The sequence below is a fragment of the Sediminibacter sp. Hel_I_10 genome, from assembly GCF_000688335.1.
Classification (GTDB): Bacteria; Bacteroidota; Bacteroidia; order Flavobacteriales; family Flavobacteriaceae; genus Psychroserpens.
This window is the reverse complement of sequence record NZ_JHZX01000001.1, coordinates 2,356,508-2,373,382: the sequence shown is the minus strand read 5'-3', so window position 1 is coordinate 2,373,382 and position 16,875 is coordinate 2,356,508. Positions and strand designations below refer to the sequence as shown.

Genomic DNA, 16,875 nt, shown 5'->3' with positions numbered 1-16,875 from the left:
TAAATGAGATGGACGTCTTTACGGAGACTAAATAACCAACCAAAATCTAGCTCCTAGTATGTTCTCGAGGGTTGTCTCTTTTTTCTGTTTTTTGCTTACGCTTCTTCATCTGTGGCTCTAAACTTGGAGAGCCTTTATCATTCTTGGCAGAGACTTCTTCAGTTCTTAAGAACTCAATATAACCTCTACCTGTAAATTCATAAACCGTGCCAGATGATGCATGGTATAACTCTATGCGTTGATCATTTATAACGCTCAACTCAAAAAATTCATTGTCGAAGAAATCATAATCTAATGTTAAGGTTTTTAAGTATTGGTTATTGTTCACATTTCCAACACCATACACACCGGTGTAATCCCAAAAAATAGTACTCGGGTTATTGCTATATGTGTCTTGCGAGCTTCTAAAGGTGCTATCATTTCCGACAGACAAAAACTGAAGGTAATTTTCATTATCAAACTCATTTATAGCGCCCAATTGGCTTGTATAGGTTTTCTCCCAAGCTTGATATTCTTGTAAGAAATAATGGATATTATCATAGAATACGAAGTCATAATCAAAATTGCTGCGCTGGTAACCATTTAGAAAATATGAGGTATCATTAAATGGGTTATAAAGCTCAATGGTATTGTTATCAATTTGGTAAACATCAAAAGATTGGTAGCCATCGATGTCATGGGTCACATCCAAAATCATGTCATAGGTATCATACACACCCACATCAATTCCAAACCCATTGCCTTGATTGCCAAATCCCACCAGATTATTGTTGGCATACAAGACGCCATTTCTAAATGAGAGCGTAAATGCAATCTGTAAAAAAGGGGTTTCACCATTTCCTAAAGTCTGATTCACATCCACATACCAAAGCTCGTAGGTATTCAATAATTGATTTAATGAGATGGAGGGCGCATTGTTATAATCGTTAACAATTACCTCATCTGTATAACAGGATGTCAATAATGTAGCCGCTAGGGCAAATCCGAAAAGTAGTTTAGTGGCTCTCATAATCGTGTGTTTTTGTGTTATGAAACCAAGGATTCAAAAGCTATGCCAAAAATTATAATATTCTGAATTTCAGATTATTGTTATTTTGAGCATCTCCATTAAGCGCCAAAATATCCTTGAAGCTTAATGCCTATTGTAGTAGCTAATATGATCTTAAAATGTTTTATTGATCAAATGATGAGCATCTAACCATTGCTCGCAGGCCAAAGGCCAGTACTGATTTGTATCGCCCCTACCCAAACCAAAGCCGTGACCTCCTTTTTCGTAAAGATGTAACTCAACAGGGACGTTGTGACTTTTTAATGCCATATAATACCGAATACTATTCTCTACTGGTACCGAGGAATCATCGGTAGCATGCACCAAAAAAGTTTTAGGCGTAGCATCTGTAACTTGCTTCTCATTGGAGTAGGCCATTACCTGTTCTTCGGAAGGATGGTCTCCTAATAAGTTAGTTTTAGATCCTTGATGCGTAATATCATCTTGCATGGAAATGACGGGATAAACTAAAATTGAAAAATTTGGTTGAGCACTCACCTCATCCTCGAGCTCGTAAACGATTGTATCGTATTGCGTAGAAAGTGTTGCCGCCAAATGGCCACCAGCAGAAAAACCCATTACTCCTATTTTAGCTGGATCTAATTTCATTTTCTCGGCATTGCGTCTCACGTAACGTACTGCTCTTTGCGCATCTTGTAATGGCCCTATGGTTTTGTCTTCCATAATGACATCACTTGGCAAGCAATACTTTAGCACAAAGGCTGTAATCCCAAGTTGATTTAACCACTGCGCTACTTTTGTACCTTCTTTATCTATTGCTAAATGATGATAACCGCCCCCAGGGAAAATGATCACTGTGGTGCCATTTGGTTTTTTTGGTTTATAAACGGTTAAGGTGGGCACTATAACTTTTTCGGCACGCAGTATTTGCCCGTTCTCAACGTTTAATTCTTCTTGATAACCGTCTGAGGTCACTTCTCCTGGAATTTCATTATCCCATATTTCTATGATGTTCTGCTGTGCTTGAAGATTCATAAATAACATGCCCATAAAGACATATATAAGTTTATTTTTATAGCTCATAATTTTAATTTGCAGCACTTGGCACTTTTTTTTCGTTCTCTAATAAATTTACAGATTTTATTATAATATTTTTGAACGCAAACAACTATTTCTAGCAGGATCTTTTCGTCCAGCTTTTATAGCAATAGTATCATCTGCATTATCAAAGACTATATACTTAATTAGCACAGTCACTGGACTATGACATCTACCCCATAATTATTTTTTAAGGTATCGATCAAAGCCTTCAACCTTATCTTTTAAAGCTGTTACTGCTAGTTTGGCAACTTCTGTAGCTCCTAAAACAGACAAGTGCGTGTCATCTTCTTTACCTTCGGGATAATAGGAAATTTCATTGGGTGTATAATGCAAATGCAGCTTTCTTGAGGCTTCTACGCCGTAAGATTCTTCTAACAATTCGGTTAAATATTGTAAATCAATTAAAGGCACCTCATAGTCTTGAGCTACCAATCTCACCTCTAACGGATAAGCGCCGTGTGTATCTACCAAAGTTGAATCTGTATTAAAAGTACGTCTTACTATTGATGTGAATAATACCGGGTTTGCACCTTTTTCTCTGGTTTGCTCAACAAACTTGATCAAGTTGTTTCGGTAGGCGGTATGCGCATTGGTATAGCGTTTGGGAGAGTTCTCTTTTTGATCGTTATGCCCAAACTGAATAAACACATAATCACCTTTATTTAATTTATGATATACCGCTTCCCATTTTTTCTCATCAATAAAGCTTCGTGTACTCCTGCCGTTGACCGCATGGTTTTCTAAAGCTATATTGTCATTTAAAAATTGAGGTAATAGCTGGCACCAACCACGTTCTGGGTTCTCATTAGGATCGGGCTTATCGGCCATTGTAGAGTCTCCAATTGTATAAAGCATCACGTTTTGATTGGACTCTTCCTCTGTCTCCGACTGTTTTTCTTGTTCTTGACACGATTGAAAAACAAGCACTAGCATTAAAAAAATAAGTTTATAATAGTTCATACCATTCTTTTTTTGAAGACTTCTTCGGGTTTCCTAAAATAGTTTTTATTGTATAGGATTTAGCTTCACTTTTTGTGAGTTGATGTGACCAATTCACACGCTCATTTGGTCGATAGCCTTCACCCGAATTATTAAACTCGGCGTAAAAGGTTGTTTTTTCAGCTTCAGGTTTAGACCAATTGTCCCAACCAACTGGCAGAATATGGTCTCCCAAATTACAATTTATAAACACCGTTTTTGCATAAATACGCCATGGCCTTCCTAAGTACATTTTAGTCACCTCGTCATTGGCGGTGAGATCACAATCTTTAAAAACATATCCAAAATCAGCCTCTTTTGGAGTTGAAGCGGCTGTAATAAAAGAATCCCTTTTGCTATGAATTTGACAATTTTCAAACAATGCGGTTGCATTTCCGAAGATAAAATCTGTAGTCCCTTCAATGTAACAGGCCTTGTAATATTGTTGTCCCTTTCCTGAGGCGTACAAGGTATCTTGATGACCCAGAAGGTTGCAATTAATCACAGCCACCTCAGTTGCATTTACAGCTAGAGCCACAGCTTGACCAACGTCTCCTGCCGAATTCTCTATGGTGAGATTCTTTAAAATTGTACGATCTGCATCTATTAAAACTGTTTGCGAATAAAACGTACTGTTTCTTCCTAAATCAATTTTATCAAAATAATCATCGTAGGTAATAATAGTATGTTCTTTACTCTCGCCTATTAAGGTGATGTTAGGATTCCATTCATGTACCTTTACTTTCTCGTAATAGATGCCATTTTTAATGGTGATGGTGATTCTATCATAAGGAAAGGCCTTTGAGTTATTTATGGCTTCTTGAATACTTACGTAATCTCCGCTTCCATCTTTTGCGACAACCACTTCAAACAAATTACCAAGTTGTTTCAAGTTCTTTGAGCTGTGCTTTTCTTTCCATTCAGGATACTTGTCTAATACTTTCTGCGGAAATGTTTTGTACCAAGCATATCCATTTCTTCGCTCTTCCCCTATTTCGGCAAGTGTTGCTTTTTTAATCCCGTCTCGATCACTAAAAAAAGGCGTATTGTCTTCCAAATCCATAAAACGGGCCCAAATGGCTGGCGCATTTTCATCTGCAACCATGATTTTACTTATGGTTTTGCCTTCGTCATTATAAACTCGGTCTTCTCGTAATCCTGTAATTTTAGTGTTCTCAAACCAAGCAACAGCCTTATGAACTGAGTTGATCACTGCAGTGGATGGATTCTCAATAGACATCAACAACAACACAATATTTGCAGATTCTGCTCCACTTAAGGATGGCAATTCATAGGCGCGTGCTTTTGCTGGCAATAAGGTGTTTTTGTCGTGCTGTGCGCACCAAGCGGTAAGCACACCATTTTGAACATATTGAGTGTTCAATATGCACTCAATGCCCTTTTGAAATGCAACATCTACTTTTTTTCTAACTGCTTCGGAAGGTTGAATTGAAAAATAACCGGTCTCGTCCTTAATATTTTTTAACACCTTGAGGATATTGACCATGGAATCATCGTTGTAGGTAATATGGGTATAATAGCCTTCTTTCAACGGATAAAATTGAGGCCAACCGCCATTGTCATATTGGGCTTCTAACAAATAATTCAATCCGTTTAAGAACGCCTCTTTGTAGCGTGGCTCGGGCTGTGCTCTGTATACTTTAGACAAAAAAATCATTTCGTGATAGGTGGCGCCATTATCGGTAGTCACGTCTTTTGAACTCGATTTTAAGGCCTTCAGTTTTTGCTTTTCTGCTTCGGAAAGCGGCTTTTGCATTTGAATGTTTTTAGGCCAACCACCAATATCTCGCTGGTATAGCAAAACGTTATCAGCAATCGTTTTGGCTTCTGCAGACGCAAACCAATCGTCTTCTTTTTTACTTGTAATCTCGTGCCAAGATTTATCGAGAATTTGCGCATCAAGCACAGAACCTGAAAGCAACAGCATCGTAATCAAAACTAATTTTATCTGTTTTATGTATCTCATTTTTGTTTTTTAATATACTTATACTTCCTATGCTTTATTCAATATTTAAGCTAGACAAAGGTATTTTTGTGTATTGTACATCTTCTTTATTAGTGGTGTAAGACACGTAAAGGTGCTGTTTCCAAACAAAGGATTTTGGATAGTGGTAGCCTGGCCTTTTATATTTTCCTTCATATTGCAGGGGTTGAATGTCATCGGTTTTCCGAAGCACAAAAGCCTCATCAAACCTACTTCCATTTAGACTAAGCGTAATCGCTAAAGGAGTGCGTTTTTTATCTTGAACTGGATTATTCACCAAAAACGCAACTCCGTTTGGTAGATTACCAGCGCTTTGTTTAGAGCGTGAGTCTGGCATATCGGTAATGACTGGGGTTGACCAGTTTTCACCATCATCTTCACTAACTGAAGCTAGACTATGATGGGAGCTTTTTTGATCTCTAAAAACCATAACCGCATTACCGTTCTCTTTTAAAAACCAACTTGGTTCAATCTCTCGTGATACGTCTTTTTTAATGGAGATATTTGAAAAATTGGCGCGTTTCCAGCCGCTCAATCCTTTTGGATCATCGGTATATATTGGAGCTACTACTAAACCAGGCTGAAAATGAGCTGCGCTTATAATACGCCCGTTAGGTAAGGTGTGCGGATCTTGCTCAAATACGCCTTGCATGGCCGATCCGTCAGACATGAGTACTGGTTTTTTTTCTGACCAATGTATGCCATCGGTGCTTGTTTTATAATAAGCAAACCCTCCTTCTGGCAAAACTTTTGATGGCCACGTATTGATGTACGCCACAAGGCTATCTCCAGAGACCCACCAACCGCCTGAGGTTGAAATGCCATCTTCTAAACTGCTCGATAAAATCATTGGTGACGACCAGTGTTTACCGTCAGTACTGCTGCTGTAAGCGACCCAAGTATCTTCTGAATCTTCATCTTTCGCCGAGCTTTGCCATTGACAGTACAATTGATCTTTAAAAGCTATCATTACAGCACCGTTACTAAATTGATCTGTACTGTCAGTTGGTTTAAATATTGTAAACGTTTCTAAACCCTTAGGAGTTTTCATCCCCAAATCATTCTTTTGGTTCTGATCAAACATACTTGTTTTCACTTCAAAAGGAATCCTAGACGCTTTTTCTTCTTTACAAGAGGTAAACAGTAACGCAGTGATTCCTAAAATGGTTATAAAAATGTTGCTGTTTCTCATTTTGTAAACCTTATCCAATCAATATCTAAACTTCCAGAATCGTTTGTGACGCCTTCACGAAGTGCTAAAAACCCAATTTTGGATCCAATCCATTTACCTTCTCTTGCTGTGAATGGGTCTCCTATAGGTTTAAAATTGGTATTGTCGAGACTATATAAAAAGTTGCACATACCGCCCTTACCAACATTAACTCTTAAATACACGGTATTGGTTGCTATTTGGGTTTTACCAATAACTGTTTCTTCTCCATTCTTATCTGCATTTTTACAGACCACTTGAGAAAGATAGAGTTGGCCATTCTCTTGCTGAAACTTGAGATAGCTATAGTCTAATCCCATAATTAAAAAGCCTACTTGTTCTTTATCAAAACGCGCATTAAAGGTCATTTTTGTAGTAGCTGTAAATGTTTCCGAAGGAAATTTTTGAAGCAGTAGGTTTGAGACAGGATATAAGTTTTTAGCCGCTTCTGGAATTGGCCTGCAATACATGGTAAAGTGCCCCATAGTTGTTGGAAATCCATAATAAACTTCAGGATTTGCCTGCCATTGCCATTGTAGCCCTAATTTGGGTTGATTAAATTCATCAGAATCTGGCGGTGTTTTTAAAGGATAACGCTTACCGACATTTGGCTTTTTATAGGTAGCAACGGGCTCTCCAATACCATCTTTATTTTGATCGACACCGATTACTGGCCAGTTAGCCTCCCAGGTCATGGGTTGCATGTGCACAATGCGCCCATAAGCACCTTTATCTTGAAAATGTAAAAACCAGTCTTCTCCCGTTTGCGTGGTTACCCAAGCCCCTTGATGCGGCCCATTAATGGCGGTGTTCCCTTGGTGAAGTACTTTCTTAGTTTCGTATGGTCCGTAAACAGACTTTGATCTTAAAATGGTTTGCCATCCTGTGGCGACACCTCCTGCTGGGGCAAAAATATAATAGTAGCCGTTGCGCTTGTAAAACTTTGGTCCTTCTATAGTAGATTCGTTTTGATGACCGTCAATAATCATGACCTCATCATTGTTGGTTGCTGTAGCCTCTGCATTCATGGTGCAAATGACCAATAGACTTTTTATGCCTGCGCGGCTTCCTGCATATGCGTAAGCCAAATAGGTTACACCGTCCTCATCCCAAAGTGGAGTTGGATCTATTAAACCTTTGCCGCTTTTAATTAAAACTGGGTGAGACCAAGTGCCCATAGGATCTTTGGTTTTGGTCATATAAATCCCGAAGTCTGGATCTGGATAAAAAATATAGAACTCCTTATTATGATACCTTATGCAAGGTGCCCAAACCCCCTTACCATGCTGCGGTAAGTTAAACACATCTAAAGGCACTTGCTCTGGTAATGCGTAATTGACCAATTCCCAATTTACCAAATCCTTAGAATGAAGGATGGGTAAACCTGGCGCCGTGTTAAATGAGGATGCGGTCATGTAATAATCATCTCCTACTCTTATGACGTCTGGGTCTGAAAAATCAGAATGCAAAATGGGGTTGGTATAAGTGCCGTCTCCATTATCTGAAACCCAAACTTCTGAAATGGGCTTGTCTTGAGCCCATAGCCCTACTGCGTAAAATGCTATTAAAACAAAAAATGCTTTTCTCATAAATCAACTATTCTTTTTTCTTTGTGGCTTTGGCCTGCAGCTTCAATAATCTTTATAACATTTGTTGCTTCTTTTGCTGAAACAGGTACTTCTTTATCACATCTTATGGCATCATAAACCCCGTTATAGAAGAACATATAATCTCCTTTTTCTGAAGCAATTAATTCTTTATATGCATGGCCATCTTTCATAAAATGTAACAAACCGCGCTCGGTTTCCGGTTCTATGCCCCAGTTTTTGCTATTAGGCTTTAATTCTTTTTGGAGTTCAACTTCTTGGATATCAGATTTCGATTTGATGAAAGACCCATTTGTTCCGTGAAGTGTATAAGCCGGTAAAGCCTCGCGAACAAAATAGCTTGATTTTAAAATGACGTAATGCGATTTGTAAAAGAGTTTGACATCAAAATAATCAGTCACCTTAGACTGGTCTCTAAAGTGATTTAGACTCGCAAAAACGCTTTTGGGCATTCCGAATAATTGTAGCGCTTGGTCAATGATATGCGATCCTAAATCGTATAAACTTCCTACGCCTTCGGTAGGAGTTTCTTTATGGTTTTTATAGCTGAGTTGGGTGTCATATCTATCATAGTGAAACTCTGCCTCAACAAGGTCTCCCAACCTACCATCTTCAAGTATTTTTTTAACTGTTTTAAAGTCACTATCCCAACGCCTGTTGTGGTAAACGGCAAGTTTTACCTTGTGTTTTTTGGCTAGAGCTGATAGCTCTTCAGCCTCAGCAATCGTTACTGTAAATGGTTTTTCTACAACCACATGTTTTCCAGCCGTGATGCACTTTTTTGTAATTTCAAAATGGGTGGCGTTTGGCGTATTGACAATCACTAATTCTATGCGATTATCATTAAGCAAGTCTTCTAAAGACCTGAATGTTTTAATGTTTGGGTACTTGCCTTCGGCTATAGTTTTGCTGCGTTCCAACACTGCGTATAAATTGAAGTTCGGGTTGACGTCAATAAATGGCGCGTGGAACAAATGTCCGCTCATTCCAAAAGAGCACAAGGCTGTTTGTATTGGAGTGCTTTTCATATTATTTATCAAGTTCTAAAGCTGCCATGATAAATGGGCCCGTTCCTTTAGGGTCGTTTGATCTCACGATCTCACCAATATAGTATTCAAAAGTACCATCCCGGTAGGGATCGCCTCCCAAGCCTGCGACACCACAGCATTTATTGAGGTTGACAACGCCATTATCTTCAACAGTAATAAAGTTCTTAAGTATGCCTTCAAAAGCTTTATTAGCATGATCCAGATAGGTTTCTGATAAATATCCCTTATTGACCCCTTTAGCTAGAGTATAGGTGAACATACTCGTTCCCGTTGCTTCTAGATAATTTCCTTCTTTCTCAGGCATGTTCAACACTTGATACCAAGTTCCGGTCGCTTCATCTTGATACTTCACAATGGCTTCTGCATATTGCTTTAAATAATTAAGAATACGTTCTCTTCCAGGGTGGCTCTCTGGTAAATCATCAAGCACATCTACTAAGGCCATACCGTACCAACCCATGCCGCGAGACCAAAAATTTTGGGATAGTCCTGTTGTTTTATCTGCCCATTTTTGCGCCTTACTCTCATCCCATCCATGAAAATACAGCCCTGTCTTTGGGTCGCGACTGTATTTTTCTATCAAGTCAAACTGTAGCACGATCTTATCATACATTTTGGTAGTCTCTTCATCTTGCATGTAGGTCTTTGCATATTTAGCATGGAAAGGTTCTGCCATGTAAACCCCATCGAGCCACATTTGGGACGGATATACTTTTTTGTGCCAATACCCACCTTCTGAAGTTGTTGGTTGCCCCATTAATTGGGCATGAAGTGTATCCATTGCTTTTCTAAATCTCGGCTCTTGTTTCTTTTCATTCAAATAGAAAATGGCATCACCAGATTTAATCATATCTAAATTATAGTTTGAAAACTTATAGGTTTCTATAGAGCCATCTTCATTGATCATTCTATTTGCATAATCATAGATATAATCAAATAAGGTATCGTTTTTTGTTTGCTCGTAGACCTTTGACATGGCCTGCAATACCAAACCGTTTGTATAACTCCATCTCGGTTTATCTCTAAAATCTAATAAGGTTGGGTCTGGAAAGCGTTTAATTTCTGACAAAGCCATGCGCTCAGACCATTTTAAATCTTCTGAAATTTCCAATTCCTGTACTGGAGCCTCCGTTTCTGCTGGCGTCTTCTCTTCTTTACAACTTGTAAGAAAACCCAATGCTATTATGGCTAATACCGCTATATTTTTCATCTTAATTCTTTATTTTTTCTCGTATGTTTTTAACACTAAATATTTCAGTTCGGTATCCCCGGCATTACTTATGCCATGCATGCTATTTGAAGGGCAGTACAAACTGGTGTTCTTTTCGACAATAACCTTTTCTCCATTTAAATAAAATTCCGCCGTACCCTCCAAAATGTAGAAAAATTCATCTTCGGGATGTTGGTGTGGTGCATGGGTAGACTTTCCTGGCGCAACAGCACTCATTTTGATAGTTCTTCCGTCTAAAAAATCTTTATCTGCAAACCAATACTGATAGCCTACTTTTGTTGGTACTATTTTTTCTTCGGAAAAGGAATTGACGCAACTTTCTATGGTGTAATCTTTTTCTTGAGCAGATAGATGATCTCCTACAGAAAAAGCGACACCAACACATAGGGCTAGTGACCACATGCTGTTTGGAAAGCCTCTCATTAATTAAAGTGCATTATTATCATTGAGTTCCTTTAATTTTTCATCTAAGTAAGATAAAAAATCTGCTTCGTTTGTAATACCATTAAGCTCTTGTTCCCAAGCTCCTAAAAAGTAGAAGTCAATGGGCTCTGTAGTAGGCTTGAATTCCACTAAATAATCAAACTCTCCTTTTTTAACCTCTGCAGCGGTTTCAACTTCATAAAATACGGCCATTCCCAATTTATCTGGCACTAATGTTTGCACGCCATAAGTTGCAATGTATCCCCATTTCTTGTTGTCGCTCTCTTTTTTTGTATAAGAAACGTCATGGTTTATAATACCAGTGACAATACCATCAATTGCTTTTGAAGCCTGAATGGTATGCTTGGTTACTCTTTGATCTGGTTTTATACTTAAGGTAGATTCTAAATCAATAGTCTCATTACCCGTTTTCCAGCCGTTATAATTCACGACCACTTTTGATGCTTCTTCTGTATTTTCAACAGAAGCGAACGTAGAATCCACCTCTTTGAAATGCACTAAAGAGTTATCTACCAAACGTCCAATCGACCCAATGCCGAGGCCTTTACCAACCTTAAGAATGTCTTGACCCCAGGATTCAGACTCATGGTAAGAATCGAAGCCGTCTTGACCAACTCCTGCGAGCACTAGAGAATCTGTCTTTTTTCCGAAGATATCAATCGCATTTCTCCAGTCTAAGTAAAGCCGATAGCCTACTTTGTTACTTTCCCAACCGGGACCCTCGTAACGAATGTACCACGAATGATCGGTATGATTATCTGGAACTTTTAAGTGGTCTACGTTTTCAAATGACGTCCCGCCATCATATTCTTCATGCCCTCTACTGCCATCTACCCATTGACCTCCCTTGGCAATTGAGAGTTCTGCATAGGTTTTTGGAGTTGAAACAACCTCCTCTTCAATGATAACGTCTTCCTTAGGCGCCTCTTTTTTATCGTTTTTACAAGCGATTAAACTTATTAAGCAAAGCGCTGTTACTATAGGTGTTATAGTTTTCATAGTTATTGATTTTTAAGCGTTTTATCTAAAAATTGTGTAATGTATTCTAATGTGGTATTGAAATAAGGGTGAAATAACCAAAAGGTATGTGGACTATTTGGAAAGGTTTCAACCCGAGAATAAATGGAATAGGCATCCATAATTTTAATCATATCGTCTCTACCAGCATGAAATCTATTGTACTGACTATTGATGAATAAAATTGGAGGTGTATGCTTATTCGTATGCGTTAATGCTGAAGCTTGCTGCCAATTTTCAGGGTTTTCATCATAGGTTCCTCCCAACCACCAACTTGCCATTTTACCTTCACTGGATTCTGGATGCTTAAAAGCTAAAACACCATCTAAATTAATAATGGCTTGTACTGAAGATGATATACCATCGCCCGAACGTTCCTCAAATTTTGAATTGTTGTTGGTTGCGCCGACCAATGTTGCCATTTGTGCTCCAGATGAAGCTCCCAAAACAGCGACCTTAGAGGTATCTACATGAAATTGTTTGGCATTAGCCTTAATGTATTTGATGGCTTGTTTGACATCATAGATCCCATTGGGATAAATGGCTTCATCAGATAATCTATATTCTACCGTAAAACAAGAATACCCCTTATTGGCAATGTATTGCGCCAAAGGCTTCATGTGGGATTTATCACCAGACTTCCATCCGCCACCATGTACCATGATTACAGCTGGATTAGCTGCTGTAGAATTTATAAAAGCGTCGAGACAGAGGCTTCTGCTTTTTAATGTTTTATAAGCAAGATTCTCAATCTCCGTTACATTTTCAAATTGTTTTGATTTGACGATTTCAATTTGAGGAAATTCCTTTTTATACTTTTTATAAGAACTATTTACAGTATAAGAGGTGTCCTTTTTAATGTTTTGCATAGCATAAGTTGCCATTACAAACAGCAAAAAGAACCCCAAACATATGCTATTTTTTAATCTCATTATTATTACAATTTATCTAACAAATAAGCCTGACGGCTACATCAGGCTTATTTAAGAATTAAGCTATATAAACCAATTTAAACAAAATTCCACATGACATGTTTTCTTTTAAAGCTTCTGGATTATTGCTCGTTTTTTAGCGGGCTCTCTACAAGAGAACCGTTAATGTATGTATCAATGAGATTTAGGTTAGACACATTTTCTAGAGAGAAAGCTGTTTCTACTTTTTCTATAGTTACATTTTTTAAGGTGACATCAGTAATTGGAGATTGCTCATAGCCTTTTGCCAAAATTCCAAACTTTCCACCATTTTTAACCGTTATGTTTTCTAACCAAATATTTTTGATCTCAGGGATGAACTCACCTGTTTGATCGGTATAAGTAGCATAAAACATATTCAATTTTAGAACCGCTTCCTTAACTTGACCAACCTCAACATTTCTTACATATACGCCATCAATCACACCACCACGTCTTGAATTTGTTTTCAAACGGATGGCTCTATCTAAGTTCGGACTATCCATTTTACAATCTTCTACATACACATTGTTGACACCCGCAGACATTTCGCTGCCAATAACGACACCTCCATGACCATCAATCATTTTGCAGTTTTTAACCACAACATTTTCTGTTTTGATGCCTACTCTTCTTCCCTCGGCATCTCTTCCTGCTTTAATGGCGATACAATCATCACCAGTATTGAATGTACAATTCTTAATAATCACATTCTTAGAATATTCTGGATCACAACCATCGTTATTTGGTCCATGACTTTCAACCGTAACACCATCTACGGTAACATTATTGGATTTAAATGGATGAATGATCCAAAATGGGGAGTTGGTGATTTTAACCCCCTCTAACAATACATTCTCACATTCATAAAACTCAATAAAATTAGGACGAAGATAGAATCCATCGCCAAAAACACGTTCATCTAAAGGGGTTCCGTTTTGTCCCATGTCCATCAATCTAGGCAAATTCAAACTATCCTTTTGTTGTGGCATTCCTTTTTCCCATCCGTATTCTTCCTTTCCACACCATTTCCACCAGTTCTCAATTCCGGCTTGACCATTTAAGGTGCCTTTACCTGTAACGGCCACATTATTCTTATTGCTAGCATAAATTAACGGAGAGTAGTTCATCAATTCAACGCCTTCATAAGATGTTGGAACTAACGGATAATAATCTTGAGGATTGGTGCTAAATAAAATTTCTGCACCTTCTTCTAAATGAAGATTGATATTATCATCTAAATGAATAGCGCCTGTAAGGTATTTGCCCTTAGGCACCAACACTACTCCGCCACCATTTTCGACACAAGCCGCTATTGCTTCTTTAAAAGCCATGGTATTATTAGCAGCACCATTTGGATTTGCTCCAAAATCCATAATATTGAAGGTTGCATCTGGAAACGTTGGCGCAACGACACTTTCCACCACTTTATCCATAGCAGACCAAGGATCATTTTCTACAATGCCCTCTATTTGAACCTCGGTATCTTTTTTGGATTTTTCATCCTTACACCCTATAAAAGCGAGTAAAGCACAGAAAAGAAATATTTGAGAAATACTCAAAATTTGAGTTATATATTTTTTGATATTACAATAAGAGATCTCTAGTTTCATGTTATGTAAGTATAAATGCAAAATGTAATCGATTACCAAATCTAAAAAATTATACAACAGTACACAAACTTTATTCTCTTTTAAATGAATTTAATCTTGTAAAAAACTATCTTTATGTAATCGATTACAAAAACAATTAATTAAATGAAAAATGTTATCATAGTAGCCTGTGTATTTTTGGGATCTCTAAAATTAGCTTTTTCCCAAACGGTTTCAATCACTGAAGTGGTTGGATGGACGGAGACCGCTTACATCAAATGGCAACCTCTCCCTGAAGCAGACAGTTATAATGTGTATTACACTGGCGCTGGCATTACCGACCAAATTATAGATACGCAACTTATAAGAAGTTACGGTGATTATTACCGTGCCGATATTTTGGGTCTGGCAGCAGGTGACTACACCTTTAAGATTGTTCCCATAATTACAGCTTCTGAAGGAGATGAAACGGTTTCCAATGCCGTGACTGTATTGTCTCATGACAGAAATGGATTTGCACATCATGATGGTCATATTCCAGGGGCATATAATCTGGATGGCACACTTAAAACTGATGCCGTAGTCTTATACATTACGGAAAATTCAAAAAACACCATATCTCTTGATGTATTAGGAGCTACAACAAATCCATGTGTTGGGTTGCAAACTATTTTAGATGGTTTCAAAAAAGGAGATGATGACAGGCCTTTATCGGTAAGACTTATTGGCAACATCACCGATCTGGATTATATGCTCAATGGTGATCTTGTTATTGAAAATGAAAACAATGTAAATGGCTCTATAACTTTTGAGGGCGTAGGTGATGATGCTCTTGCAAATGGTTGGGGACTTCGCATTAAAAAAGGGACCAATATAGAAGTGCGTAATCTGGGCTTTATGCTCACCAACGCTAACGAAGGTGACAACTTAGGCTTACAACAGGACAATGCTCACGTTTGGATTCATAATTGCGACATGTTTTATGGCGCAGCTGGTGGTGATGCAGATCAAGCAAAAGGGGATGGTGCCTTAGATTGTAAAAAATCAACTTACGTAACTATGTCTTACAACCATTTTTGGGATACTGGAAAAAGCAATCTCTTGGGTTTAAGTGAAAACACTACTACCGATCTGTATGTTACATATCATCACAATTGGTATGATCATTCAGATTCAAGACATCCGCGTGTACGATTCTATTCTGCCCATATCTACAATAATTACTTTGATGGTAATGCAAAATACGGATCTGGATCTACAAATGGCTCTTCTCTATTTGTTGAAGGTAACTATTTTAGAAATTGCAAATATCCCATGCTCATCTCTCAACAAGGTACAGATGTTTACAATGGCTCTCAAGGCACATTCTCTGGAGAAGACGGTGGTATTATAAAAGCCTTTGATAATTATATCACAGGCGAAACCCTTTTCATCCCCTATAATTCAACTTCAGCTGCAGAACAATTTGATGCTTATTTGGCTTCTACTCGATCTGAAAATTTAGATGCTTCTATTAACTCATATCAAGGCGGAAACGTTTACAATAATTTTGACACTGACGACAATTTATACATTAACACCCTAATCATTGATAGCCCTACTGAGGCTAAAGACAATGTAATGACCTACTCTGGGAGAGTATCAGGCGGAGATATTGATTGGACTTTTGACAATAGTATAGACGATACAGATTATGGCGTTAACGTTGGATTATTAGAAGTTTTATCCTCATATACATCAAGCTTAGTGTTTGTACAGGGAGAATCAAATGGTTCTGGAACAACACAAACACTCGACATACCAGACAATAACGAACAGTATGTTAATGAAGGAGACGCGATTTCTGAAATGACATTTACATGGGGTGGAGACGCTACAACTGCAACCGTCTCCGGATTGCCATCATCAGGAATTTCTTATATTACAGATACTAATGCAAAAACCGTCGTGGTTTCAGGAATACCAACCTCTAACGTGACGTTTACTGTTACTACCGTTGGTGATACTGGAACTTCGGTCTCTGGCTCGGGAAGTATTTTTATTAATGGCTTAGCAACAGGCGATGAAATTCACAATTTTACCACGTCGGCATTAGAAAGTAATTTCTATACATTTACCAATGCAAATATCAACTCTAACCCTGGATCTACGACCTATAACGGTCTCACGTTGACAGAACGTTTAAAAATTGAGTCTACAACAAATATTGCATATACATCAACAGCCCCATCAACGCTAACGCTAGTGTTCGACCCAACATTTAATGGAACTATAAAATTAGATAATGTGCCCTATGATGCAACCGCTGGTGTACTAACCATAGACAATGTCTCTATTGGCACTCATAATATCACGAAAGGAAATGTAGCCAACGTTTATTATATGGAAACGGCATATGCGTCATTGGGGATTAATGGAAATTCTACTGTTCAAAAAATCATTATGCATCCCAATCCTGTGAAGGATATTCTATACCTATCACTACCCAATCAGCAGATTGAAAACATCTACATTTATACTATAAAAGGTGAACTCATTAAATCTTTTAAAGGCTATTCAACACCGCTGGATTTAAGCAGTCTAGGTAGCGGGAGTTATTTGATAGAAGTTAAAACAGATTTAGGTAGTATATCGCGAAAGCTATTGAAATTGTAGTTCGGTTGATTATTGTAGTGAGTTGTT

Annotated in this window: 13 protein-coding genes; 1 reads left to right on the top strand and 12 read right to left on the bottom strand. The window is 38.0% G+C overall.

Annotated features, from left to right (window positions below):
* Positions 1-46 precede the first annotated feature (46 nt).
* The 12 genes from P176_RS0110560 to P176_RS0110505 form a co-directional block, all read right to left on the bottom strand.
* Positions 47-1,009 (bottom strand): hypothetical protein, encoded by a 963-nt coding sequence (locus tag P176_RS0110560; protein WP_026754679.1) that lies wholly within the window; start codon positions 1,007-1,009, stop codon positions 47-49.
* Positions 1,010-1,162: 153 nt separating this feature from the next.
* Positions 1,163-2,092, bottom strand: coding sequence for an alpha/beta hydrolase (locus P176_RS0110555; protein ID WP_081820708.1), 930 nt, complete (start codon positions 2,090-2,092; stop codon positions 1,163-1,165).
* Between the two features lie 198 nt (positions 2,093-2,290).
* On the bottom strand, positions 2,291-3,070 hold the full coding sequence (locus tag P176_RS0110550) for a rhamnogalacturonan acetylesterase (RefSeq protein WP_026754677.1): 780 nt from the start codon (positions 3,068-3,070) through the stop codon (positions 2,291-2,293).
* Positions 3,057-5,075 (bottom strand): pectate lyase, encoded by a 2,019-nt coding sequence (pelA, locus tag P176_RS0110545; RefSeq protein WP_037348899.1) that lies wholly within the window; start codon positions 5,073-5,075, stop codon positions 3,057-3,059. Before pelA ends, P176_RS0110550 begins: the two co-directional genes overlap by 14 nt.
* A 34-nt stretch (positions 5,076-5,109) precedes the next feature.
* Positions 5,110-6,285 (bottom strand): sialidase family protein, encoded by a 1,176-nt coding sequence (locus P176_RS0110540; protein WP_026754675.1) that lies wholly within the window; start codon positions 6,283-6,285, stop codon positions 5,110-5,112.
* Positions 6,282-7,892, bottom strand: a complete 1,611-nt coding sequence (locus tag P176_RS0110535; RefSeq protein WP_026754674.1) for a glycoside hydrolase 43 family protein — start codon at positions 7,890-7,892, stop codon at positions 6,282-6,284. The genes P176_RS0110540 and P176_RS0110535 overlap by 4 nt, the downstream gene beginning before the upstream one ends.
* Positions 7,889-8,938, bottom strand: coding sequence for a Gfo/Idh/MocA family oxidoreductase (locus tag P176_RS0110530; protein ID WP_026754673.1), 1,050 nt, complete (start codon positions 8,936-8,938; stop codon positions 7,889-7,891). Before P176_RS0110530 ends, P176_RS0110535 begins: the two co-directional genes overlap by 4 nt.
* Position 8,939: 1 nt before the next feature.
* Positions 8,940-10,169 carry a glycoside hydrolase family 105 protein gene (locus P176_RS0110525; RefSeq protein WP_026754672.1) on the bottom strand — a complete coding sequence of 410 codons (1,230 nt, stop codon included), beginning with the start codon at positions 10,167-10,169 and terminating at the stop codon, positions 8,940-8,942.
* A gap of 9 nt (positions 10,170-10,178) precedes the next feature.
* Positions 10,179-10,613, bottom strand: a complete 435-nt coding sequence (locus tag P176_RS0110520; RefSeq protein WP_026754671.1) for a cupin domain-containing protein — start codon at positions 10,611-10,613, stop codon at positions 10,179-10,181.
* Between the two features lie 3 nt (positions 10,614-10,616).
* The gene (locus P176_RS0110515; RefSeq protein ID WP_026754670.1) at positions 10,617-11,633 is read right to left on the bottom strand and encodes a DUF4861 family protein; all 1,017 of its coding nucleotides are present in this window, start codon (positions 11,631-11,633) and stop codon (positions 10,617-10,619) included.
* A gap of 2 nt (positions 11,634-11,635) precedes the next feature.
* On the bottom strand, positions 11,636-12,583 hold the full coding sequence (locus P176_RS0110510; RefSeq protein ID WP_026754669.1) for an alpha/beta hydrolase: 948 nt from the start codon (positions 12,581-12,583) through the stop codon (positions 11,636-11,638).
* A 122-nt stretch (positions 12,584-12,705) separates the two neighbouring features.
* Positions 12,706-14,214, bottom strand: a complete 1,509-nt coding sequence (locus P176_RS0110505) for a glycoside hydrolase family 28 protein (RefSeq protein WP_051605459.1) — start codon at positions 14,212-14,214, stop codon at positions 12,706-12,708.
* A 144-nt stretch (positions 14,215-14,358) separates the two neighbouring features.
* Between P176_RS0110505 and P176_RS0110500 the strand changes: the two genes are divergently transcribed.
* The gene (locus P176_RS0110500; RefSeq protein ID WP_026754667.1) at positions 14,359-16,848 is read left to right on the top strand and encodes a T9SS type A sorting domain-containing protein; all 2,490 of its coding nucleotides are present in this window, start codon (positions 14,359-14,361) and stop codon (positions 16,846-16,848) included.
* Positions 16,849-16,875: the final 27 nt, after the last annotated feature.